This window comes from Chitinophaga sp. (assembly GCF_039596155.1).
Taxonomy (GTDB): Bacteria; Bacteroidota; Bacteroidia; order Chitinophagales; family Chitinophagaceae; genus Chitinophaga.
This window is the reverse complement of the sequence record NZ_JBCNKF010000022.1, coordinates 106,014-129,848: the sequence shown is the minus strand read 5'-3', so window position 1 is coordinate 129,848 and position 23,835 is coordinate 106,014. Positions and strand designations below refer to the sequence as shown.

At 46.6% G+C, this 23,835-nt stretch carries 18 protein-coding genes; 12 read left to right on the top strand and 6 right to left on the bottom strand.

Annotated features, from left to right (window positions below):
* Positions 1-66: 66 nt before the first annotated feature.
* On the bottom strand, positions 67-1,134 hold the full coding sequence (locus ABDW33_RS20940; RefSeq protein ID WP_343692051.1) for an RluA family pseudouridine synthase: 1,068 nt from the start codon (positions 1,132-1,134) through the stop codon (positions 67-69).
* Positions 1,135-1,528: 394 nt separating this feature from the next.
* On the opposite strand from ABDW33_RS20940, the gene lipB reads away from it, so the two are divergent.
* Positions 1,529-2,239 carry a lipoyl(octanoyl) transferase LipB gene (gene lipB, locus ABDW33_RS20935; protein ID WP_343692050.1) on the top strand — a complete coding sequence of 237 codons (711 nt, stop codon included), beginning with the start codon at positions 1,529-1,531 and terminating at the stop codon, positions 2,237-2,239.
* 75 nt (positions 2,240-2,314) lie between these two features.
* Here the strand turns inward: lipB and ABDW33_RS20930 are convergent, their stop codons facing one another.
* The 4 genes from ABDW33_RS20930 to ABDW33_RS20915 form a co-directional block, all read right to left on the bottom strand.
* Positions 2,315-3,106, bottom strand: a complete 792-nt coding sequence (locus ABDW33_RS20930; RefSeq protein ID WP_343692049.1) for a hypothetical protein — start codon at positions 3,104-3,106, stop codon at positions 2,315-2,317.
* A gap of 106 nt (positions 3,107-3,212) precedes the next feature.
* On the bottom strand, positions 3,213-4,103 hold the full coding sequence (locus ABDW33_RS20925) for a pyridoxal-phosphate dependent enzyme (protein WP_343692048.1): 891 nt from the start codon (positions 4,101-4,103) through the stop codon (positions 3,213-3,215).
* Entirely contained in the window at positions 4,103-6,379 is a 2,277-nt protein-coding gene (locus ABDW33_RS20920; RefSeq protein ID WP_343692047.1) for a family 20 glycosylhydrolase, read from the bottom strand. Before ABDW33_RS20920 ends, ABDW33_RS20925 begins: the two co-directional genes overlap by 1 nt.
* Before the next feature lie 72 nt (positions 6,380-6,451).
* Positions 6,452-7,795, bottom strand: coding sequence for an alpha-L-fucosidase (locus ABDW33_RS20915; RefSeq protein WP_343692046.1), 1,344 nt, complete (start codon positions 7,793-7,795; stop codon positions 6,452-6,454).
* Positions 7,796-8,027: 232 nt separating this feature from the next.
* On the opposite strand from ABDW33_RS20915, the gene ABDW33_RS20910 reads away from it, so the two are divergent.
* The 11 genes from ABDW33_RS20910 to xylA all read left to right on the top strand — a co-directional run bounded on the left by ABDW33_RS20910 (position 8,028) and on the right by xylA (position 22,992).
* A complete protein-coding gene (locus tag ABDW33_RS20910; protein WP_343692045.1) occupies positions 8,028-8,930 on the top strand; it encodes a sugar phosphate nucleotidyltransferase in 903 nt (300 codons plus the stop codon).
* Positions 8,931-9,345: 415 nt separating this feature from the next.
* The gene (locus tag ABDW33_RS20905) at positions 9,346-10,251 is read left to right on the top strand and encodes a branched-chain amino acid transaminase (protein WP_343692044.1); all 906 of its coding nucleotides are present in this window, start codon (positions 9,346-9,348) and stop codon (positions 10,249-10,251) included.
* Between the two features lie 451 nt (positions 10,252-10,702).
* Complete coding sequence (gene ilvD, locus ABDW33_RS20900; protein WP_343692043.1) at positions 10,703-12,382, top strand: dihydroxy-acid dehydratase; 1,680 nt, start codon at positions 10,703-10,705, stop codon at positions 12,380-12,382.
* Complete coding sequence (ilvB, locus tag ABDW33_RS20895) at positions 12,348-14,108, top strand: biosynthetic-type acetolactate synthase large subunit (RefSeq protein WP_343692042.1); 1,761 nt, start codon at positions 12,348-12,350, stop codon at positions 14,106-14,108. The genes ilvD and ilvB overlap by 35 nt, the downstream gene beginning before the upstream one ends.
* A gap of 28 nt (positions 14,109-14,136) precedes the next feature.
* Positions 14,137-14,727, top strand: coding sequence for an acetolactate synthase small subunit (gene ilvN / locus ABDW33_RS20890; RefSeq protein ID WP_343692041.1), 591 nt, complete (start codon positions 14,137-14,139; stop codon positions 14,725-14,727).
* A 62-nt stretch (positions 14,728-14,789) separates the two neighbouring features.
* Entirely contained in the window at positions 14,790-16,046 is a 1,257-nt protein-coding gene (gene ilvA, locus ABDW33_RS20885) for a threonine ammonia-lyase IlvA (RefSeq protein ID WP_343692040.1), read from the top strand.
* A gap of 101 nt (positions 16,047-16,147) precedes the next feature.
* Entirely contained in the window at positions 16,148-17,104 is a 957-nt protein-coding gene (locus ABDW33_RS20880) for an NADP-dependent oxidoreductase (RefSeq protein WP_343692039.1), read from the top strand.
* Between the two features lie 11 nt (positions 17,105-17,115).
* On the top strand, positions 17,116-18,225 hold the full coding sequence (locus tag ABDW33_RS20875) for an FAD-dependent oxidoreductase (protein WP_343692038.1): 1,110 nt from the start codon (positions 17,116-17,118) through the stop codon (positions 18,223-18,225).
* A gap of 103 nt (positions 18,226-18,328) precedes the next feature.
* A complete protein-coding gene (locus ABDW33_RS20870) occupies positions 18,329-20,026 on the top strand; it encodes a sodium/sugar symporter (RefSeq protein ID WP_343692037.1) in 1,698 nt (565 codons plus the stop codon).
* A gap of 71 nt (positions 20,027-20,097) precedes the next feature.
* Entirely contained in the window at positions 20,098-21,570 is a 1,473-nt protein-coding gene (locus ABDW33_RS20865; protein WP_343692036.1) for an FGGY family carbohydrate kinase, read from the top strand.
* Between the two features lie 93 nt (positions 21,571-21,663).
* Positions 21,664-22,992: a xylose isomerase gene (gene xylA, locus ABDW33_RS20860; protein ID WP_343692035.1), complete on the top strand. Its 1,329-nt coding sequence runs from the start codon at positions 21,664-21,666 to the stop codon at positions 22,990-22,992.
* Positions 22,993-23,101: 109 nt separating this feature from the next.
* On the opposite strand, the gene ABDW33_RS20855 is transcribed toward xylA, so the two are convergent.
* A complete protein-coding gene (locus ABDW33_RS20855; RefSeq protein ID WP_343692034.1) occupies positions 23,102-23,827 on the bottom strand; it encodes an alpha/beta hydrolase-fold protein in 726 nt (241 codons plus the stop codon).
* Positions 23,828-23,835 lie beyond the last annotated feature (8 nt).

Below are 23,835 nucleotides of genomic sequence, written 5' to 3'. Positions count from 1 at the left end.
GAGAAGTAAAGCAGCATTTCCTGCTGCTCAGGCATCCCGCTATGCGGGATGCCTTTTTTACAACAACTAATCTTCCAGTGGTCTGGCAGAGATATATCTCCTCCATTTTTCTAACACTGCCTTAAAATCTTCCGGCATTGGACTTTCAAAATGTATTGGCTGGCGGGTACGTGGGTGAATAAAGCCCAACGTCTGCGCATGGAGGGCATGCCTTGGCATGAGCTCAAAGCAGTTATCCACAAATTGCTTGTATTTATTGAAAACGGTGCCTTTCAGGATGCGGTCACCGCCATAAGTATCGTCGTTGAACAGGGAATGACCGATATGCTGCATGTGTACCCTGATCTGGTGGGTACGACCTGTTTCCAGGCGGCACTCAATGAGTGTCACATAGTTAAAGCGCTCCAGTACCTTATAGTGGGTGATGGCATCTTTACCATACTCACCATCAGGATAGGCATCCATAATCTTTCTAAAGCGTTGATGGCGACCCACATGGGCTTCTACCGTGCCTTCATCTTCTTCAAAATCTCCCCATACCAGGGCGATATACCTTCTTTGTACAGAGTGATCAAAGAATTGCTTGGCCAGGTCGTTCATGGCCTTTTCTGACTTGGCAATAACGAGGAGGCCACTGGTATTCTTGTCAATACGATGTACCAGGCCGAAACGGGGAATTTCAGGTTCGGTCACCTCGGTTGTCTGTCCACCCAGGTACCAGGCCAGCCCGTTCACCAGGGTACCGGTATAGTTACCACAACCCGGATGTACGACCATCCCTGGTTGCTTGTTAATGATCATAATATCGTCGTCCTCAAATACGATGTTCAGGTCCATCTGTTCCGGAATTACATCGGTATTCTCAGGATTCCTGGTGGTCATCACCACAATCTTGTCAAAGGCTTTGACCTTATAGTTGGACTTAACAGGTTTATCATTGACGATCACCCAACCTGATTCGCAGGCCTGCTGAATTTTATTGCGGGTAGCACCTTCTACCCGGTTCATCAGGAATTTGTCGATACGGAGGGGCTCCTGTCCTTTATCTGCAACAATACTGACACGCTCATACAGCTCTTCACTGCCTTCGCCGCTTTCCAGCTCATCGTCCAGTTCAATCAGATCTTCGGTCATGAATTTCAAAAATTTCTGCAAAGGTATGTCATTTAGGCCGCTTTTATAGTGTGGCCATAACCCGGCTACCCAGCTGTTCCGTTAATGTCCCGGTGATAACCCGCAGATATCCCGCCTCTCTATAAATGCGGAATATCTGCGGGTTATAGGCGGGTTATCTGCGGGTTATCTGCGGAATATCTCTGAAGAAGCGCTATGGAAGCGCCTTTGGCGGGTTGGGTCCTGAGGAAGGTGACAATGTTTGCCTTTTTATGGAAAACCCTGACAGTGACAGTATTGAAGCAGTATTGTCTTAACAGGCTGGATTGGTTGCAGCAAGGGCTTTACAGCGGCAATGTCCCTGAACACGGAACTCCATTTCCGGAAGGCAACATTTCAGTAACTTTGCCGGGTTATGACCAACAGAACCATTCATATCCAGGACCTGGGCGTTATTGCATACCAACCAGCCTGGGACTACCAGGAGCAGTTGCTCCAGGAGAACGTAAGGATTAAACAGGCAAGGGGCCGGGGAGAGCTCCCTGCTGAAGGCGCAGATACAAAGAACCATTTTCTCTTTTGTGAACATCCCCCGGTATATACCCTCGGGAAGAGCGGGCATATGGAAAACCTGCTGCTCGACGAAGCAGAGCTGGCAGATAAGGGCATTACTTTTGTGCCGACGAACAGGGGAGGAGACATTACCTACCATGGCCCGGGCCAGGTAGTTGGTTATCCCATTCTTGACCTGGAACACTTTTTTACCGATATCGGCAAATACCTTCGTTTACTGGAAGAAGTCGTGATCCGCACACTGGCAGATTATGGCATCAGGGGAGAACGCTCTCCCGGTGAGACAGGCGTATGGCTGGATCCGGAAGATCCCGCAAAGGCACGGAAGATCTGTGCAATGGGAGTACGTTGCAGCCGCTGGATAACCATGCACGGTTTTGCATTGAACGTCAATACAGACCTGGGGTACTTTGGTAATATCATTCCCTGTGGTATAGCAGACAAGAAGGTGGCGGCAATGCAGGAAGAACTGGGCAGGGAGATACCGCTGGCAGAAGTGAAGGAAAAACTATTGAAACATTTTGCCGAAGTCTTTGACGCAGTCATCGCATAATTGGCTGTAAATAAAATAAGAAGAGCCTGTATCTGATGAGGATACAGGCTCTTCTTATTGTCGGGACAACCCGGTTTAGTTTCTATAGCTAAGCGGAATAAACACATTCCACTTTTCCAGTACTTTGCCGTCTTCTACAATCTCAAAGTTAAACCAGCCGGCATGGAGGAAAATAGCTTTTTCAAGGATCAGAAAAGGTTCTTTTACCTCTTTGATGTCGAAAAGGAAAGTGCCATCCGGTTCAAAGAATTTTACGGTGTACTTCTTATTTGGTGCATCAGGCAGTTTGATGTTCACATTGCCATCTGCTGTTGTATAGATGTAATTGGAAGGATGCCATACGATCTTCTCTTCTTTAGGCGCTTCTTTCTCCTTCTCCGGTGTTTTACCTTTCTCAGTCACTACGGGGGGCGGTGCGGTGGTCGTTGCTACCCCGGCCGCCTTCGCTGCAGCGATGGCGGCTTTTACATCGGCAGCGGTCAGTTTCTCCCGGTCATTGATCGAGGAGTCTGGTACTGCCAGTACCACTTTGGTAAAGAAGTAACGACCGTTGTTGAAAATGATACACATCCGGTAATAGTTAGAGCCGGGTAATGGTTTGCCATCATCGTAGGAACACCTGATATCTCCCGGGTTACTGATATAACCAATGGTATTAAAGTTCAGAACACTGTCCAGCGAGCGCTGAACGCCGATCGACTTCACATCTCTAAAGCCCGAAATAAATTCAAGACGGATTTTGCCTGTCTGGATCAGAGCCGAAAACTCCGGAAATACCGGAGGATTTTTTTGTTGAGCCTGTACTGAAAATACTAATGCTGATAGTGCTAATACTGTGACAATAAAAATTCGCGACAACTGCTTCATAAATTCCTGATTCCTATAACTACAATTAGCTTCAAATATAGTAAACGCCTTTTTAAATATTCGTTAATATAGTAATATACCGGGTAGCGGGAGCAAGAAATTTTAATTAATAGTGTAATACGCCTGGTTTGAGTGAAAGGTTTCCCTGTAACCCTCCTGAATGAATGAGTAAAACCCTGCTCCCTGCGGGGAATACACCAGTTGCCACCTCTTTTTTAAATCCCTGTACCAGTTTACCTGTATACACGACATCGAGGGGAATTGTCGTCTCCTCATAGAAACTATTCATGCACCCGATCAGCGCCGGTGTCACCTTTGCATACCCGCCGCCATGGTGCTCATGTACTAATTCCCAGTGAGGCAGCTGTTTATTTTTCAAAAGCGCCTGCACTTCATTGGCCATAGACGTAGCCCCTTTCAATACGACATATCCCCTCAGCTGCTGCCCCGGTGCTGCACTGTTGATCAGACCAGCCAGCGTAGTGCCTGTTCCTGCAGCACAAATGATATGTGTAAAGTCGCTGACATTCCGGATCGACAGGATTTCTTCACAACCTTCAGCACCTGCTGCATTGTGACCACCTTCCGGCACTATATATGCGTCCGGAAACAGGCCTGTCCAGTCGATAGTTTCCTTATCCCTGTATTCCGCTCTCGTTACAAAATGTAACTGCATGCCCTGCTGTTGTGCCAGCTGTAGCGTATGACTTAACACAGGAGCCGCTTCCCCTCTCACGATCGCAGTACAGCGTATACCTAATAACTGGCAGGCCGCTGCTGTGGCGGCCAGGTGATTAGAATATGCGCCACCGAATGTCACGATATGATCCTTTCCCGCGGCTTTGGCGGCCGCAACATTACGTTGCAGTTTGAACCATTTATTGCCGGATACTGCGCCATGTAACATGTCTAAACGCAACATGGCTGCCTGTATTGTATGAGGCAGCCATGTTGGTGTGATGTATTGTAACTGAATATGACGATAGTCGAATAACATTAATTGAACAGGCTATTGCGCAAATTTAACGCTTGTCCACCTTTTGACAACAGCACATTTATCCAGCCAATCTCACCGGTATTGAAGTACTGGATTTTGATTTTATGATATCCTTTTTTCAATCCAATCACGCCTGCTTTCTCAGTAGTATTATGTACGCCGTCATTATCTGCTACGACTTCATCATCGATATATAATACTGCGCCATCATCGGAGAGCAGGTTGAAGGTATACATACCATCTGCATCTACTTTTACATAGCCTGTATAAGTGATACCGAAATCCTTTCTGGCAGCCAGGAATGGACGAAGGTCCAGACCAGCGACAGTACCGCTGCTATCGCCTTTTTCGCTCAGTTCTTTCGCCGTTTTAGGTACATTTTTAAATACTGCGGAGAAGCGTAATCCATTATTTGCAGGCTTTACGCTGGCAGCTTCCCGGTAAGGCTTACGGGTATAGGTAGTGCTGTATACATTGCTTTTACGGCCACCGGGTGTTACTTCTATGTAACTTAATACCACTGTACCATGTTCAGGTACGTTCAGGGTGAATGGCTGTGTGTAACGTTTACTGTTAGTGGCAGGGCCACTGCCATCAACGGTGTAATAAATAGTAGCACCTTTTACACCGGGCGTCAGTGTTACAGTCGTCGTTGCTGTAGCTATCAGGGTATCTTTCAGCTGTGCGGGTTCTGGTATCCGGAAGTTCACACCCTGCCTGTCAATTGCTGCCAAGGCTGTGGGGGCTTTCTTCTGAAAGCGTGTCCAGTTGCGTTTTGCAGCCGGAGACCAGGCTACTTCTGACAATGCCAGCGCCCTGGGCCATGTCATGTAATCAACATAGGATTGATCCGGCATATATTCTGTCCAGATATTTGCCTGCACTCCTTTGATGAATTGCTGTTCTGCTGCATTCAGCGAAGGTGGCAGGGGTTCGTAATTATACACTGTATTCAGTGAAAGGTAATTACCAATTCTGCTTGGCTCCGTCACTTGCGGACTTTGATAATAATCCAGGTAGAGGTATGTGTTGGGAGACATGATCACATCATGTTTTTCCTTTGCGGCAGCAATGCCCCCAGCTTCGCCCCGCCAGCTCATCACCGTTGCATTTGGCGCTAAGCCGCCTTCCAGGATTTCGTCCCAGCCAATGATGCTACGGCCCTTGCTGTTCACAAACTTTTCCACACGCTGTATGAAATAACTCTGCAAAGCATGTTCGTCTTTCAGGCCCAGGCGCTGCATCAATGCCTGTACCTGTGGGGATTCTTTCCAGCGGTCTTTCGGACACTCATCACCGCCTATATGGATATACTTACTGGGAAAAAGGTCCATTACTTCTGTCAATACATCCTGCAGGAAAGTAAATACAGAATCATTGGCAGGGTTCAGTACTTCCTTCGAGATGCCGAAGGTAGTCATGGTTTCATACTGCCTGCCATAACCAAAGCTGGGAAATGCTGCCAGTACTGCCTGTGAGTGACCTGGCATTTCTATTTCAGGGATGATGGTGATATGTCTTTCTGCAGCATATTTTACAATATCCCTGATTTCATTTTGTGTATAAAATCCACCATAAGGTTTGCCATCATAGGTATTGCTGCGGGCAGCATGCCCTACTACAGTTTCTTTGCGCTGTGAGGAAATTCTGGTCAGCTGTGGATACTTCTTAATCTCTATCCGCCATCCCTGATCTTCGGTGAGGTGCCAGTGGAAGCGGTTAAACTTATACTGTGCCATTACATCGATAAACTTCTTCACATAGTCAGGAGGAAAGAAATGACGGCCTACATCCAGCATCAGGCCACGATATGCGAAGCGGGGTGCATCGGATATTTCCACGCCGGGTATATGGATCGCAGCACTTTTTTCGGCGGGTAATAACTGTTGTAAAGTTTGTAAACCGTAGAACAATCCAGCGGCGTCACCTTTCAGTAAGATGGTACCATTATTTACAAAAAGTGTATAAGCTTCCGGTGTTCCGGTTATTTCCCTGATATCAATCACGGCGGTGGCTTTCACTTTCGGCACAGGTTTGTCAGTCACTTCCACCTTAAACCCATAAGTGCTTTGCAGGAAAGTGTTGAGCAAACCCGCGGTGGTTTTTGCAGCAGCGCCTTCATAGTGAATCAGTGCATTCTCATTAAGCACAAAACTACCCGGTACACTTTGCAGTGATTTCGGTTCCGGGATGATCATGATGTCAGCTGTTTTCTTTTGTGCGGTACCATACAGGCACAGCAGCACTGACAATGTTGACAGGATTAGTTTTTTCATACTACGTTTATTTAAACTTTCAACGCGTTTTGCTGTTATGCAAAATGCAGAAAGGGGTGAGGGCCGGATGAATCAGTCATTGTTGGTAAGGAAGCCGCCTTTACCTCTGTATAGCTTCACTGGTTTGTCCAGTTGCAGCGCGAGTACAGTCATGTATTTATCCTGGACATTTTCAGGTACGTCAATATACACAAGACCGGGCACACTGCTCCAGGAAATTTTACCAACGATCTTATGAGATAGTTCAACGTTAGTGCCTACTACCTGAATACGCCTGATGTCGTTCATCAAACCTTTTACCATTACATTGCCGGTCATCTTGCCCGGCAGAAAGAGGTAGAGTGTGGTCGAATCTTTTGACAGGGTAGTAGGGCCATAGAAGTGACCTTGTGGAATACCGCCTATTGTATTGAAGATGGCCGGAGCATGTTTTTTGTTCCATGCGCCCAGTTCTTTCAGTACATTCACTTCTTCGGCAGGAATATGACCAGCGGCATCGGGTCCGATATCGAGCAGCAGGTTACCACCATTACTAACAACATCGGCAAAGATGGTGATGATTTCGTAAGGAGTTTTCCAGTTGGTATCATCAGGATGATAGCCCCAGTTACTATTTATAGTCATACATAGCTCCCACCAGTTGTAGTGAGGACGGGTAACGGGGAAGTTTTGTTCAGGTGTTTCATAGTCACCATACCCTTGCAGGCGACCATTGATAATGGCGCCAGGATTGTAAGAAGTGAGCATGGTACGCACTTTGGCGGCTTCCCATTCAGCGGCGCTATGTTCCCAGTCACCATCAAACCACCAGAGATCGGGGTTGAACCGTGTCATTACTTCTTTAAGTTGTTCTTGGTAGAAGGTGCGGAAACGTTGCCAGCGTATCGTATCTTTGGCAGCGTTGTAACGGGAGCTGTCTTTCAGGAATCCCGGATAGTCGGGATAACTCCAGTCGATCAACGAAAAGTAGGCACCGGCTTTAATGCCTTCTTTACGCAGGGCAGCATAGAAGGGAGTGAGCACATCCCTTTTGGCGGGTGTACTGTTCACCGCATCCAGCTTACTTAATTTGCTGTCCCACAGTGCTACCCCATCATGGTGTTTAGTAGTGATAACGGCATAACGGGCGCCTGATTCTTTGATCAGCGAAGCCCAGGCAGCAGGGTCATAACTGGCAGCAGTAAAGCCTTTCAGTTGTGCCATATAGTCCTGGTATGGTATTTTTTTATTGTGGAACGACCACGATTCATCGACACCATTCACGGAATATATACCCCAGTGGATAAAGATTCCAAGCTTCGCATCGGAGAACCATTGCATCTTTTGAGCGATTTCGGAAGGTGGCACATGTTGTTGGGCACAGGCGCTGGCGTAAGACGTAAAGGCAAAGACAGCCTTTAAAATGATTCTTTTCATTGATGTATTAAGATTCATAACAATAACGTAATAGTCTGGGTTGGTATAGTGTTTGCTGTTTTGACACCACTTACAGGACTAATATTAAAAGTAACTCTAATGGCTAGAGCTACCAGAGTGGAGACACCTACTCTATTGAAAAAGAAAGCGTGAAAATAGTTTTAATCAGTAAATTTAGTCCCTGGAATTTCGCCAATTACAATAAAAAATTAATAAAAACAATCTAGTAAAGATGCAACCCACTTTATTGATTCTGGCAGCCGGTATGGCGAGCCGTTACGGTAGTTTAAAACAAATACAACAGTTTGGCCCTAGCGGTGAGACTATTATCGACTACTCTATCTATGACGCGATCAGAGCTGGTTTCGGTAAGATTGTGTTTATTATCAGGAAGGATTTTGAAGCGGAATTCAGAGAAATATTTGAACCTAAACTGAAGGGACGCGTACAGACTGATTACGTATATCAGGAGATGGATGCATTCCTTGACGGATATCCTGTACCAGCGGATCGTACTAAGCCGTGGGGTACTGCGCATGCTGTATTGTGTGCTAAAAATGCGATCAACGAGCCATTTGCAGTGATCAATGCGGACGACTTTTATGGCCGTGACTCATTTGAGAAAATGGCGAAATTCCTGGAAAATTCCTGCAAACCTGATGTATACAGCGTAGTTGGATATCAGCTGAGCAAGACTATTTCTGAGCATGGCTCCGTATCCCGTGGCGTATGCGCAGCAGATAGCAATGGTAACCTGGCAGAGATCAATGAGCGTACCAAGGTATATAAGGATGGTGACAAGATTGTATATGAAAATGCGGATGGCAGCAAGCACGAACTGGCACCTGATACCCCGGTATCTATGAACTTCTGGGGGTTCCATCAGAATGTATTCGATCTTAGCAAGGGGCTGTTCAAGGAATTCCTGGAGAAAGATGGTGACAAGCCTAAGTCAGAATTCTTTATTCCGATTGTAGTGGACCACTTCATTCAGAAAAACCTGGGTGTGGTAAATGTATTGCCAACTGCTGCACAGTGGTTTGGTGTCACTTACAAGGAAGATGCGCCGGGTGTGCAGGCTAGTTTGTCAGCGTTGGTTGAGTCAGGAGAGTATCCTACCAATCTGTGGAAATAAACTACCGCCGGCGGTAATTTGTATCAGTCGTTATACAATAATTCTGTTGATTCTGTAAAAAACGTACAAAGAATTGGGGTTATATTTCAATATTTTCAAAAAGGGAACATTTGTTTGCGAAATCACTAAATTTTTTGATTGTATTGTTTTTTATTTCAATCACCAATACTTTTGTACAGTTAAACAACAAAGCATTCCTCCCATGTGGGTAAATAAAGACAATAATAAGATCAATCACATCGTAGCTCAGCTTAACTGGGCTATTACGCTCGTTGTGATCGTCGTTGTCATTATTAGCCACCAATATGGAGGATAGGTAACTGTGTACAACCAAATCGAATATACAGCCTTCCTCCACCAGAGGGAGGCTTTTTTTATGCCTGTTATTTCACAAGATTTCTAATATCTGAATTATATGTATAGCTATTACAACGAGAACACCATCATTTACGTGGACGGGGAGTATAAGAAAGCCACCGAAGCCAAAATCGACCTGTATGGTCAGTCATTGCATTATGGATACGCTGTATTCGAAGGTATCAGGGCTTACAAGACTGCGAGCGGTGAAGTGAAGATCTTCAAGGCTGAAGAGCACTTCGATCGTTTTCGCCGCAGCTGTGAGCTGATTCACATGCCTTATAACTATACCAACGAAGAGTTGATCACTGCATGCTATAAGGTGCTGGAACTGAACAATATGCAGGAAGCGTACATTCGTCCGCTCGCTTATTGCCCCCCCAATATGACCCTGAAAGCTGCATCTGAAATGAATGTGATGATCTGCGCATGGGAATGGGGTGCTTACCTGGGTGAAAAGCTGCTGAGGGTAATGACATCTTCTTATCAGCGTCCAAATCCAAAAGCATTCAAGATCGAGTCTAAGTCAGCAGGTTTGTACATCAACTCTATCCTGGCTTCGCAGGAAGCTAAATCAAAAGGCTTCGACGAGGCATTGTTGCTGGACCTGGAAGGCTATGTAGCTGAGGGCCCAGGTGCTAATATCTTCTTCGAGAAAGATGGTAAACTCGTAACCCCACCTCCAGGTGCTATTCTGCCTGGTATTACCCGTGCTACAGTAATTGAGCTGTGCGAGGAGCTGAACATTCCATTGGAACAGCGCCTGTTCACTACCGACGAACTGAAAACGGCTGATTGCGCATTCTTCTGCGGAACCGCTGCTGAAGTAGTGGGTCTGGAATCACTGGATGGTCAGGCGTTTGCTAAGCCATGGGCTTCATCTTTGGGCAAACTGCTGCAGCAGGCTTATAAAGCCAGGGTGCTGGAGAAGGAATTTGATCGTTCTTCAGTGAAGGTAGCGTAAGGGATAAAGGTGTTCAGGATATATAACTGGTTCAATTTCAGGATCTCGCCTGGAAAGAAGGTTGTATTTTGTATATAATTTAGAAATAAGAACATACCGGGTTAAATGGATGGCCTGGTATACCAATGAACACTGCTTCGCTTTGATATTCAATAGGTGAGTGGTCCGATGGCGGCCAGTCGTCAGACCACTCCCATTTTTGAGAAGATCGTACTCGTATTACAAGAAATTTTTAATAGTTGGATTTTGGATTTTTGAGTTCACGTTATTCAATGCCATAGCGGTTTTGAGACGAAAATGGACCTTCTTGAAATCCGGTTGGACCCCAAAATGTCGGTTTGGAACTTGGCGTTTATAGCCGCTTCTTTGTATCCTGCTTAATATGATATTCAACATTTGGGAACCGGGTTGAACGAACAGCACCGGAACCCAGACAAACTTTTACTGAAAGATGGAATTGAACAAGTACAGCAAGACGCTCACTCAGGACCCTACACAGCCTGCTACACAGGCACAGTTGTACGGTATAGGTTTAACAGATGAGGACCTGAAGAAAGCACAGGTGGGCATTGCCAGCATGGGATATGATGGCAACACCTGTAATATGCACCTGAATGAACTGGCACAAGAGGTCAAGAAAGGGGTCTGGGCCAATGATCTGGTCGGCCTTACCTTCCATACCATAGGCGTCAGCGATGGTATGACCAATGGCACGCCAGGTATGCGTTACTCGCTTGTCAGCCGCGACCTGATTGCTGATTCCATCGAAACTGTAGTGGGTGGTCAATATTATGATGGCCTCATCACTGTACCTGGTTGTGATAAAAACATGCCGGGTTCCCTGATGGCAATGGGTCGTTTAAATCGCCCGGCTATCATGGTCTATGGTGGTTCTACCTCTCCTGGTCACTATAAAGGAAAGGACCTGAACATCATTTCTGCTTTTGAGGCACTTGGTCAGAAAATGGCTGGTAACCTGGATGAAGTGGATTATAAAGGTATCATCATGAACTCCTGCCCTGGCGCCGGTGCCTGCGGTGGTATGTATACCGCTAATACCATGAGCTCCGCTATCGAAGCAATGGGTATGAGCCTTCCATATAGTTCTTCCACACCTGCCCAAAGCGAAGCAAAAAGAGAAGAATGTAGAACAGCAGGTAAATATATCCGCCTGTTGCTCGAAAAAGATATCAAGCCAAGGGACATCATGACCTTTGAGGCTTTTGAAAATGCTGCTGTAGTGATTATGGCCATGGGTGGTAGTACCAATGCCGTGCTGCACATGATCGCTATTGCAAAGTCAGTCGGTGTGGACTTCAATATCAAAGACTTCCAGCGCATCAGCGACAAGACCCCACTGATTGCCGATCTGAAACCAAGTGGTAAATACCTGATGGAAGACCTGCACAAAATCGGTGGTGTTCCATTGGTGATGAAATACCTGCTGAAAGCGGGTCTGCTGCATGGTGATTGTATCACTGTCACCGGCAAGACCATCGCTGAAAACCTGGAAAGCGTTCCGGACCTGGATTTTGAAAGCCAGGATATCATTGTTCCGGTTGAAAAGCCACTGAAAGAATCCGGTCATATTCAGATCCTGTATGGTAACCTGGCAGAACTGGGTTCCGTAGCTAAGATCACTGGTAAAGAAGGTGAATTTTTCCGTGGTCCTGCAAGGACATTTGATGGTGAATATGAACTGATCGCAGGTATCACCAGTGGTCGTGTAAAGAGTGGTGACGTGGTGGTGATCCGCAATGTAGGCCCGAAAGGTGCACCCGGTATGCCTGAAATGCTGAAGCCCACTTCAGCGATCATGGGTGTGGGGCTCGGTAAGAGTGTAGCACTGATCACCGACGGCCGTTTCTCCGGTGGTACCCATGGTTTCGTGGTAGGTCACATTACCCCTGAAGCTGTAGAAGGTGGGTTGATCGGACTGGTGCAAGATGATGATATGATCGAAATTGACGCAATACACAACACCATTAAGCTGGAAGTAAGCGAGGAAGAAATCGCTGCACGCCGCGCCAAATGGGTAAAACCTGCCCTGAAGGTAAATAGTGGAGTATTATATAAATACGCAAAACTCGTTTCAAATGCAACAGAAGGATGTGTTACCGATGAAGCCTGAGGCGGCTACTAAGCCAGCAGCAGCGCCTACTGCGGAAAAACTACATATAACCGGTTCCGAAGCCGTTATCCGCTCGCTGATTGCAGAAGATGTGAAAACCATTTTCGGCTATCCAGGTGGGGCCATTATGCCTATTTATGATGCCCTTTACGATTTTCAGGATAAAGTTCATCACATATTAGTACGCCATGAACAGGGAGCTACCCATGCTGCACAGGGGTATGCCCGTACTTCCGGTAAGGTGGGTGTGGTATTTGCCACTTCCGGTCCCGGCGCTACGAACCTGGTAACCGGCCTGGCAGATGCTTATATGGACTCTACACCCATGGTATGTATCACTGGCCAGGTGGCTGCTCACCTGCTGGGTACCGATGCTTTTCAGGAAACTGATGTAATCGGGATCACCATTCCTATTACTAAATGGAATATCCAGGTGACCCGTGCAGAAGATATTCCGGGTGCTATTGCCAAAGCATTTTACATTGCTTCCAGCGGTCGTCCGGGTCCTGTACTCGTAGATATTACCAAGAATGCACAGGTAGCTAAGTTCGATTTTGAATATAGCAAATGTGAATATATCCGTAGTTATCACCCTGTTCCAAAGCTGAACAAGGAAGCAGTGAAAGCTGCTGCTGCACTCATCAACGAAGCTAAGAAGCCTTATATCCTCTGTGGACATGGGGTACTGTTATCCGGTGCTGAAAAGGAGCTGATTGCCCTGTCTGAAAAAGCAGGTATTCCTATCGCTTCTACACTGTTAGGTCTTTCTGCTGTTCCTGTAGATCATCCTAATTATGTAGGCTACCTGGGTATGCATGGTAACTATGCACCGAACATCAAAACTGATGAATGTGACGTGGTTATTGCTGTAGGTATGCGCTTTGACGACCGTGTAACAGGAGACGTAACCAAATATGTAAAACAGGCAAAAGTTGTCCACATCGAAATTGATGCTGCTGAGATCAACAAGATCATCACTGCAGACGTAGGTGTACATGCAGATGCCAAAACTGCACTGCAGGCCCTGTTGCCACTGGTGAAAGAAGCGAAACACGATGAATGGATCGCTGAATTCAGAGAGGCAGATAAACAGGAATATGAAAAGGTAAACCGTGGCGAGCTGTATCCTACAACCGGTGCACTGAAAATGGCAGAGGTAGTACGTCTCATTTCTGAGCGTACCGAAGGGAAAGCAGTACTGGTGACAGACGTAGGGCAGCACCAGATGATTGCCAGCCGTTACTATCGCTTCAAGGATCCGAATACCAACATCACTTCCGGTGGTATGGGTACCATGGGCTTCTCATTGCCAGCTGCTATGGGCGCGAAAATGGGAGCACAGGAAAAAGAGGTGGTAGCGGTGATCGGAGATGGTTGTTTCCAGATGACCTTACAGGAATTAGGTACGATCTACCAGTCACAGATTGGTGTGAAGATCGTGATCCTGAACAACAACTTCCTGGGGATGGTTCGTCAGTGGCAGCAGCTGTTCCATGACAAACGTTATTCTTCTACCGAAATGACCAATCCTGACTTCGTACAGATAGCGAAAGGATTTTACATTCCGGGTAAGAAGGTAACTGACCGTGCTGATATTGTGGCAGCCGTTGATGAAATGATCAGCCACGATGGTGCTTACCTGCTGGAAGTAGTCGTAGAGAAGGAAGACAACGTATTCCCGATGGTACCGGCTGGTGCTCCAATTGCTAATATCAGGCTCGAGTAGTAAACCTTTTTAACAACGAAGAATTTTTATGCAGAAAGAATATACAATCACGGTATATACAGAAGACAGGATCGGTATCACCAACCGTATCACTGTTATCTTTACGCGCCGTCGAATCAATATCACCAGCCTCACAACTGCTCCAACGGAGATAGAGGGTGTTTACAAATTCATTATCACTGTACTGGCAGAGCGGCCACTGCTCGATAAGGTAGTCGGTCAGATCGAACGCCTGGTGGAAATTCACCGTGCGTTTGTACACGATGAAGATGAAGTAGTATACCAGGAACTGGCGTTGTATAAGATCTCTACCAAGGCATTGAAGAACGGCAGCATTGAAAAGCTGATCCGTGAAAATGCGGCAAGGATCCTGACCATTACAGACGAATACTTTGTATTGGAAAAGACGGGTCACCAGGAGGAGCTGATCGCGCTGCAGGCGAAGTTGGCACCATATGGACTGATAGAGTATTCCAAGAGCGGTCGCGTAGCGATTGTGAAATGGAGCCGTCGTTTCCATGATCATTTGAAAAATCTGTCTCAACAGGAGACAGATGATCTGGCAGAAGTAGATTATACACACGGACAGCCAGGTTCACATCAGGCAGAGAGTATCTAATAAACTATAATCAATTCATTAGGGCTGGCTGTATGGTCAGCCCTAATTCTTATCTCAATCACATGTCTCAGGTATTAACAAGTGTTAATCCGCTCAATATTCTCGATGCAGCGGTGAAGTTGAAACCAGTGGTGAACAGAACACCGCTGACCTATAGTCCAACATTGTCACGCAGGTACAATGCCGATATTTACTTGAAAAGAGAAGACATGCAGATTGTACGCTCGTATAAACTGCGTGGCGCTTACAACAAGATCAGTAGTCTTGACAAAGATCTGCTGGCTAAGGGAGTAACGTGTGCAAGCGCGGGCAACCATGCGCAGGGCGTAGCATATGCATGTCGTCAGCTGGACATTAAAGGTGTAATTTTCATGCCGATCATTACTCCCAAGCAGAAGGTGAACCAGGTAAATATGTTTGGCGGAGATAATATTGAGATCAGACTCGTGGGAGACACTTTTGATGATTGTGCTGCAGAAGCGCAGGCGTATACCAAAGCACAGGGTATGACGTTCGTCGCACCTTTTGATGATCCCAAGATCATAGAAGGACAGGGAACGGTTGCTGTAGAGGTACTGGAAGACCAGTCACAGATCGATTACTTATTTGTGCCTATCGGTGGCGGTGGCCTGGCTGCGGGTGCCGGTACTTATTTTAAAACATACAGTCCGCATACCAAAGTGATCGGGGTTGAACCTAAAGGTGCTGCATCTATGACCGCTGCACTGGAAAAAGGGGAACCGGTTACACTGGATGAAATAGAGCGCTTTGTAGATGGCGCTGCCGTAAAAAGGGTGGGTGCGCTGAATTTTGAAATCTGTAAGGATGTGCTGGACAAAATGCACACTGTAGCAGAAGGCAAGATCTGTACAACTATCCTGAAATTGTACAATGAAGATGCGATTGTAGTGGAACCTGCAGGTGCCTTGTCAATTGCAGCACTCGATGATTTTGCGAAAGAGATCGAAGGTAAAAAGGTCGTATGTGTGGTGAGTGGCGGCAACAATGATATTGACCGCATGCAGGAGATCAAAGAAAGATCTTTGCTGTACGAAGGGTTGAAGCATTACTTTATCATCCGCTTTGTACAACGCCCGGGAGCATTGAAAGAATTCGTGAACCATGTGCTGGGGCCGGATGATGATATCACAAGATTTGAATTTATCCAGAAGCACAATAAAGAAACCGGTCCTGCACTGATTGGTGTGGAACTGAAAAAGAAAGAAGATTACGATATCCTGGTAGCTAACTTTTCGAAGTACGGTATCCATTATACTGCACTGAATGAAGATGATAACTTATTTGGTTATTTGGTGTAAGCTATCGCAACATATCTGGTAACAAGAAATTAACCTCCTGCATAACGCAGGAGGTTTTATTTTGCCCCTTTTAATTACATTTAGATAAATAATTCCGGAAGATGAGCAATCTCATGCGCGCAGCCCTGCTGCGGGAATTTGGCCCCGCAAGTAACCTGAATATTGAAAGAGTACCGGTCCCTCTGCCGGCAACAGGTCAGTTACTCATAAAAGTACGTGCCGCAGGTGTTAATCCTGTTGATTATAAAACCCGTACAGGCAAAGGTTTGCCTGCAAAAGAACTGGAACTCCCGGCCATCCTGGGATGGGATCTGGCTGGTGAGGTAGTGAGCCTGGGTGATGGTGTAAGCCGGTTTAACCGGAATGAACGTGTGTTCGGCATGAGCAATTTCCCACATACCGGCCAGGCATATGCTGAATATGCAATTGTGCAGGAAGATGAATTCGCCCTTATTCCTGCGTCTGTAAGTAATGAAGTAGCTGCAGCCACCCCACTGGCCGCCCTGACTGCATGGGAGGCATTGTTCGATCATGGTCACCTGGAAGCGGGGCAGAAGATACTGATCCATGCAGCCGCAGGGGGCGTAGGTCATATTGCTGTACAACTGGCTAAGTGGAAAGGTGCTTATGTGATAGGCACAGCTTCTCAAAAGAACCAGGGTTTACTGCGTGAACTGGGTGTGGATATGCCGCTTGATTATACCGCACAGGATTTCACCACCGGGGTAAAGGAGCTGGATGTGGTGCTGGATGGTATAGGTGGCGAAACTTCCCTCCGTTCTATCGATGTATTGAAACCCGGTGGTGTGCTGGTATGCCTGCCATCTATGTATAAAGATGATCCGGCCATTCTGGCAAAGGCAGCTGAAAAAGGGGTGACAGTGAAGTGGATGATGGTAAGGCCGTCTGGTGAAAGGATGGAGCAGCTGGCCGGTCTGCTGGCGGCAGGAGATCTGAAAGTAAAGGTAGATCAGACATTCCCGCTGGAAGATGTGGCAAAAGCACATGAAGCTGTGGAAACGGGTCATGTAACCGGCAAGATAGTGCTGGTGATGTAAAAGATAATTATATGCTCAGCTACTGGGAGAAACAATCTCTTCTTCAATACGATTATATTATTGCCGGCAGTGGCATTGTAGGTTTATCCACAGCTATCAGTCTACGCGAAGCGCAGCCGCAGGCCCGTGTACTGGTATTGGAGAAGGGGGTGTTGCCTACGGGTGCGAGTACGAAGAATGCCGGGTTTGCCTGTATCGGGAGCCTGACGGAGTTGCTGGCGGATCTGCGGGTACTGCCGGCAGCCGATGTACTGGCATTGCTGGAATTAAGGTGGAAAGGATTGCAGGCCTTAAGGCATCGTGTGGGTGATCAGCATATGGATTACCGGGAGAACGGGAGCTATGAGCTGATAGGAGAGCAGGAGTTGCCCGCTTTATCACAGATCGACCAAATGAACGGGTTATTGCGGCCGTTGCTGGGGGGAGATGCCTTTACACTGGACGACAGTGACTTTGGGTTTAACCCGCATCACGTAAAGGCGCTGGTGCGCAATAATTTTGAAGGCGAGCTGCATACCGGGAAGATGATGCGCAGATTGACAGACCTGGCGCTCTCTTATGGCGTGGAGATAAAAACGGGTTGTGCAATCACGGATATTTCGGAAGCGGCAGAGGCGGTATACGTGTCGGTAGGAGAGTACCGGTTTGTAGCCCGGCAATTGGGCATCTGTACCAATGCATTTACAAAAGAATTGTTTGCAGACCTGGATGTAGTTCCCGGCAGGGGGCAGGTCCTTATCACAGATCCTATACCTGGATTACCGTTCAGGGGAATTTACCACATGGATGAAGGCTATTATTATTTCCGGGAACTGGAGGGGCGTGTGCTCTTTGGTGGCGGGCGTAATATGGACTTTGCAGGAGAGACCACCACAGCATTTGAATTAAATACCAATATTCAGGCAGCACTGGAAGACCGGTTACGTGATATTATTTTGCCGGGTTTTTCGTTTAATATTGCTGACCGCTGGGCGGGCATCATGGCTTTTGGCCAGAACCGGCAGCCGGTCATCCGTCGTCATTCTTCCCGAATCGCGCTGGGCGTAAGAATGGGCGGTATGGGCGTTGCAATTGGAACCGCTATCGGGGCACAACTGGCCGATATCCTGATAAAAGAATGATCACGATCAATTCCCCTACTGAAATAATTTTTAAATGTAAATTTTACGTTTAATAAAAATGTTACTATATTGACCAACATTTATTTTATACCACGTTGATTTTATGCAAAAGAGTTTACAATTCCTCGATTATGTTGTCTTTTTGGTGTATTTCGCGATAGTTGCCGGTTACGGTATATATATCTACCAGAAAAAGAAACGAAAAACTACTGACTCCAAAGACTTTTTCCTGGCAGAAGGATCCCTTACATGGTGGGCCATTGGTGCTTCCCTGATAGCTTCCAACATCTCTGCGGAGCAGTTTATTGGTATGGCTGGTTCCGGTTTTAATATTGGTCTGGCGATCTCCACTTACGAATGGATGGCAGCAGCTACTTTGATTATCGTAGCGGTATTTTTCCTCCCTATTTACCTGAAAAACAAGATTTATACCATGCCGCAGTTTTTGCTGCGCAGGTATAACCAAACAGTGAGTACCATTATGGCGGTATTCTGGTTACTGCTTTATGTAGTGGTCAACCTGACTTCCATTTTGTACCTGGGTGCACTGGCTATCAACACAATTTCAGGGATTGACTTTAATGTTTGTATGATACTGCTGGCCGTCTTTGCTGTGTTTATCACGCTGGGTGGTATGAAGGTAATTGGTTATACAGACGTTATACAGGTGTTCTTCCTGATCCTGGGAGGTCTGGCTACTACTTACCTGGCATTGAACCTTGTATCTGAGCACTTTGGGGAAACCGGTGTACTGAGAGGTTTCCACCTGATGACAGAACATGCCGGTGATCACTTTCATATGATCCTGGACAGAAAAGATCCTCATTACCTGGATCTGCCGGGTTTATCTATCCTGGTAGGTGGTATGTGGATCGTAAATTTAAACTATTGGGGTTGTAACCAATATATTACACAGCGTGCATTGGGTGCTGATCTGAAAACAGCGCGTTCTGGTCTGCTGTTCGCCGGCTTCCTGAAACTCCTGATGCCACTGATCGTGGTAATTCCTGGTATTGCTGCTTATGTACTGCATAGCCGCGGTTTGTTCCAGGCCGAAATGGTGAAAGGTGGTGAGCTGAATCCTGACAATGCTTATCCGGTGTTAATGAACCTGTTGCCAATTGGTATGAAGGGGCTGGCATTTGCCGCGCTGACAGCTGCGGTAGTAGCTTCGCTGGCTGGTAAGGCAAACAGTATCTCTACTATCTTCACACTGGACATCTATAAAGAACACTTTGCGAAAACGGCAGATGAAAAGCACGTGGTACGCGTAGGTAAGATTGTCGTGGTCATTGCGATGATCCTGGCTATTATTATTTCTCCGTTCCTGGGTATCGACAAGAAAGGTGGCTTCCAGTTCATACAGGAGTACACCGGGTTTGTATCTCCGGGTATCTTTGCCATGTTCCTGCTTGGATTCTTCTGGAAACGCACTACTTCCGGTGCAGCCCTGTTTGCAATGATCGGTGGTTTTGCACTGTCTATTATCCTGAAGTTCCTGCCAGGCTGGATGGATCTTTCTGGTTTGAGCAGCATTGGTTTCTCCGTACCTGCACCCAGCGGTGTCTACGAAATTCCGTTCCTGGATCGTATGGGTATCGTGTTCGTGGTATGTGTGATTGGTATGATCCTGATTTCACTGGTAGCACCTGCTAAGAAGAAGGTAGCTGGTATGGAAATAGTGGATGAAAGTAAAGGCCTGGAAGTAGATGCTTCTATGTTCAAAACTTCAATGCCATTTGCTATTACAGCGATCCTTATCTGTGGTATCCTGGTAGCATTATATACTATTTTCTGGTAAGAAATATTTGAAAAAGCTGGCTGACAATAGCATGTTTAGCCAGCTTTCTTTTTTTTAAACCCCCAAGCGTTATGAAGTATACGATTGGTTATGATATAGGGTCGTCTTCCGTGAAGGCGGCACTACTGGATACAGAAACTGGCAAATGTGTGGCGACAGCCATCAGCCCAGCCCAGGAAATGCCCATGCATGCGCCGGTGGCGGGATGGGCAGAACAGGACCCTGAGATGTGGTGGCAGGAAGTGCAGCATGCGACAAAGAAATTACAACAAATCCACCCTTTCGACGGATCGGCTGTAGCAGGGATAGGCATTGCCTACCAGATGCATGGATTGGTATGTGTGGATAAAGATCAGCAGGTATTACGTCCGGCAATTATCTGGTGCGACAGCAGGGCCGTGGAAATAGGCAATACAGCTTTTGAAAAGCTGAGTCCAAACTGGTGCCTGCAATATCTTTTAAACTCTCCCGGAAATTTTACAGCTTCTAAATTACGTTGGGTACAGGAGCATGAACCTGCTATTTATGAGCGCATTGACAAAGTGATGCTCCCTGGCGATTTCATTGCTATGCGCCTGACGGGTGAGGCAGCTACGACCATCTCCGGATTGTCCGAAGGGATCTTCTGGGACTTCAGTATGCGCCAGGTATCGCCTGTATTGCTGAAACATTATGGTATCAGCGAGAAATTATTATCGAACGTAGTGCCTACGTTTGGCTTACAGGGTAAGGTGAATGCACAGGCGGCAGCATTGTTAGGCATAGCTGCCGGCACACCGGTTACTTACCGTGCAGGTGACCAGCCGAATAATGCTTTTTCTCTGAATGTATTACAGCCGGGAGAAGCTGCTACCACAGCGGGTACTTCAGGGGTTGTATATGCAGTGCATGACCATATTGCATTTGATGCGCAGAGCAGGGTGAATACTTTTGTACATGTAAATGATACAGCGGCCGCCCATCGTAATGGCGTGTTAATGTGCCTGAATGGCACGGGTATCCTGAACAGCTGGATGCGCAACCTGGTAGGCAAACCATCTTACGAGGAGATGAATGCACTGGCGGCGGTAGCGCCTGTTGGTTCCCGCGGGTTAAAGATCTATCCGTTTGGCAATGGAGCAGAACGTATACTTGCCAACAAGGAAATCGGGGCAGAGTGCAAAGGAATCAACTTCAATATTCATGGCAGAGAGCATATGCTGCGTGCCGCACAGGAAGGGATTGTATTTGCGCTGAAATATGGCATGGACATTATGCAGGATATGGGCTTGCAGATAAAAAGAGTAAGGGCCGGGCATGCGAATATGTTCCTGAGTCCATTATTCAGAGAAGTGTTTGCAAATACGGCGGATGTGGTCATTGAGTTGTACAACACGGATGGTGCACAGGGAGCTGCGAGGGCGGCCGGTGTGGGCGCTGGGTTGTATGCAGTAGAAGATGCATTTAAGGGAATGGAGTGCCTGGCTACGATAGAGCCGGAGGCAAACAGTGCATATAAGGGAATTTATGAAGAGTGGGTAGAAGGGTTGAAGAGAATGATTTAAGATCAGACGGCATAAGCAGTCTGCAATTTTTACACACACACACACACATACATACATTTTTCACACACGTTAGGATCAAAAAAAACACTCACAATGAGCATTACATTAGGAAACAAGGAATACTTCAAAGGCATTGGCAAAATCGCCTATGAAGGTCCTCAGTCAAACAACCCATTTGCGTACAAATGGTACGATGAGAACAGAAAGATCGGTGGAAAAACCATGAAGGAGCTTTTCCGTTTTGCGGTGTCTTACTGGCATACCTTCTGCGGAACCGGTGGCGATCCGTTCGGTCCGGGTACCAAAGCATTTCCATGGCTCACAGCTCCGGATGCTGTGCAGAGTGCGAAAGACAAGATGGATGCAGCTTTTGAATTCATCACCAAACTGGGCCTTCCGTACTACTGCTTCCACGACGTAGACCTGGTAGACGAAGGAGCTAACATCGCTGAATACGAAAGCCGTATGCAGGCAATCGTTGAGTATGCAAAAGAGAAGCAGAAAGCCAGCGGTGTAAAACTGCTCTGGGGCACTGCGAATGTGTTCAGCAATCCCCGTTATATGAACGGTGCGAGCACCAACCCTGACTTCTCTGTAGTGGCTTATGCCGGTACACAGGTAAAGAATTCTATGGACGCTACTATCGCACTGGGCGGAGAAAACTATGTGTTCTGGGGTGGTCGTGAAGGCTATATGACCCTGCTGAATACTGATATGAAACGTGAGCAGGAACACCTGGCACGCTTCCTTGGTATGGCGCGCGACTATGCACGTAAACAGGGTTTCAAGGGGACCTTCTTCATTGAGCCTAAGCCTTGTGAGCCTACCAAGCACCAGTACGATTATGATTCAGCAACGGTGATTGGTTTCCTCCGTCATTATGGCCTGGACAAAGATTTCAAACTGAATATCGAAGTTAACCATGCAACACTGGCGGGTCATACTTTCCAGCATGAACTGCAGGTAGCTGCGGATGCTGGTTTCCTTGGCAGTATTGATGCCAACCGTGGTGACTACCAGAATGGCTGGGATACCGACCAGTTCCCAATGAACCTGAATGATCTCATTGAAGCGATGCTGGTGATCCTGGAAGCGGGCGGATTTGCAGGTGGTGGTGTGAACTTCGATGCGAAAGCACGTCGTAACTCTACTGACCTGGAAGATATCTTCCATGCACACATAGGTGGTATCGATTCATTTGCACGTGCAGCGATAGTTGCAGAAAAGATCCTTGAGCAGTCTCCTTACAGGCAATTCCGTAAAAACCGCTATGCATCATTTGACAGCGGTAAAGGAAAGGAATTCGAAGATGGAAAACTGACACTGGAAGATCTGCGTAGTTTCGCTATTGCGAATGGTGAACCAAAGATGATCAGCGGCAGACAGGAATGGCTGGAGAATATCATCAACCAGTATATTTAAAGTTAAACTGATTATAGAATAGAGGTTGTCTCAAAAGTAAATTTCCCGGATTTAATTCGGGTACCTGATGGAAAGAATTTTCGTTTAATGAATTTTCGTAGCCTTCAGATTACTTTTGAGACGACCTCTTTTTATGCGCATTGAAATAATTGAAGTGAGCCTGTATACTATTGTGCCAGTATGTTTCATTGTGATCACCGGGTTGTGAAATACTGGTAGCGGGTATATGCAGTGCTTTGCATGCCTGTTGTAATTTCAGGAAAGAAGGATACAGGATATCATCTGTACCGCAGTCGAAAATGAATGGTTTGGTGTTGCCCGTTAGTAATGTTGTGATATTGTATTGATGCCAGTTCTTTGCCAATAGCCGGGACAGGTCTTTTGTTACCCTATCCGTGCCGAAGAATTGCATACTGGCTGCTTTTAATAAAGTATAATCTACTTCAGTTCCTCCACTTGTGCTTCCTGCTGTATTAAAATACCCGGGGTGTAGTAGGAAGTATCTTAAGGCCCCATACCCTCCCATACTTAATCCACTGATAAATACATTCAGCTTATCCACATTGACGGTGCTGTGAATGCGTGGTACTAATTCTTTAAAGAAGAAATCTTCCATGCGTGAGGTGCTGTCGTTTGGGCTGTTTACAAACCAGCTTACAAATCCATCGGGACATACGATGATAAAATCATTTTCATCGCTGATGGTTTGTAATGGCAGGATGTGGCTCCATTGTTTATAGTCCTGTGAATATCCATGTAGTAGATAGACTAATGGATATGCTTTGGATGGATTGTAATGAGATGGTTTAAAGACTAAAACCGTGTCTGTGTTCAACAGGTATT

What these genes read in the sequence shown, in the direction of transcription:
- ABDW33_RS20940 (WP_343692051.1), bottom strand. Translation starts at nt 1,134, where the DNA reads ATGACCGAAGATCTGATTGAACTGGACGATGAGCTGGAAAGCGGCGAA.
- lipB (WP_343692050.1), top strand. Translation starts at nt 1,529, where the DNA reads ATGACCAACAGAACCATTCATATCCAGGACCTGGGCGTTATTGCATAC.
- ABDW33_RS20930 (WP_343692049.1), bottom strand. Translation starts at nt 3,106, where the DNA reads ATGAAGCAGTTGTCGCGAATTTTTATTGTCACAGTATTAGCACTATCA.
- ABDW33_RS20925 (WP_343692048.1), bottom strand. Translation starts at nt 4,103, where the DNA reads ATGTTATTCGACTATCGTCATATTCAGTTACAATACATCACACCAACA.
- ABDW33_RS20920 (WP_343692047.1), bottom strand. Translation starts at nt 6,379, where the DNA reads ATGAAAAAACTAATCCTGTCAACATTGTCAGTGCTGCTGTGCCTGTAT.
- ABDW33_RS20915 (WP_343692046.1), bottom strand. Translation starts at nt 7,795, where the DNA reads ATGAAAAGAATCATTTTAAAGGCTGTCTTTGCCTTTACGTCTTACGCC.
- ABDW33_RS20910 (WP_343692045.1), top strand. Translation starts at nt 8,028, where the DNA reads ATGCAACCCACTTTATTGATTCTGGCAGCCGGTATGGCGAGCCGTTAC.
- ABDW33_RS20905 (WP_343692044.1), top strand. Translation starts at nt 9,346, where the DNA reads ATGTATAGCTATTACAACGAGAACACCATCATTTACGTGGACGGGGAG.
- ilvD (WP_343692043.1), top strand. Translation starts at nt 10,703, where the DNA reads ATGGAATTGAACAAGTACAGCAAGACGCTCACTCAGGACCCTACACAG.
- ilvB (WP_343692042.1), top strand. Translation starts at nt 12,348, where the DNA reads ATGCAACAGAAGGATGTGTTACCGATGAAGCCTGAGGCGGCTACTAAG.
- ilvN (WP_343692041.1), top strand. Translation starts at nt 14,137, where the DNA reads ATGCAGAAAGAATATACAATCACGGTATATACAGAAGACAGGATCGGT.
- ilvA (WP_343692040.1), top strand. Translation starts at nt 14,790, where the DNA reads ATGTCTCAGGTATTAACAAGTGTTAATCCGCTCAATATTCTCGATGCA.
- ABDW33_RS20880 (WP_343692039.1), top strand. Translation starts at nt 16,148, where the DNA reads ATGAGCAATCTCATGCGCGCAGCCCTGCTGCGGGAATTTGGCCCCGCA.
- ABDW33_RS20875 (WP_343692038.1), top strand. Translation starts at nt 17,116, where the DNA reads ATGCTCAGCTACTGGGAGAAACAATCTCTTCTTCAATACGATTATATT.
- ABDW33_RS20870 (WP_343692037.1), top strand. Translation starts at nt 18,329, where the DNA reads ATGCAAAAGAGTTTACAATTCCTCGATTATGTTGTCTTTTTGGTGTAT.
- ABDW33_RS20865 (WP_343692036.1), top strand. Translation starts at nt 20,098, where the DNA reads ATGAAGTATACGATTGGTTATGATATAGGGTCGTCTTCCGTGAAGGCG.
- xylA (WP_343692035.1), top strand. Translation starts at nt 21,664, where the DNA reads ATGAGCATTACATTAGGAAACAAGGAATACTTCAAAGGCATTGGCAAA.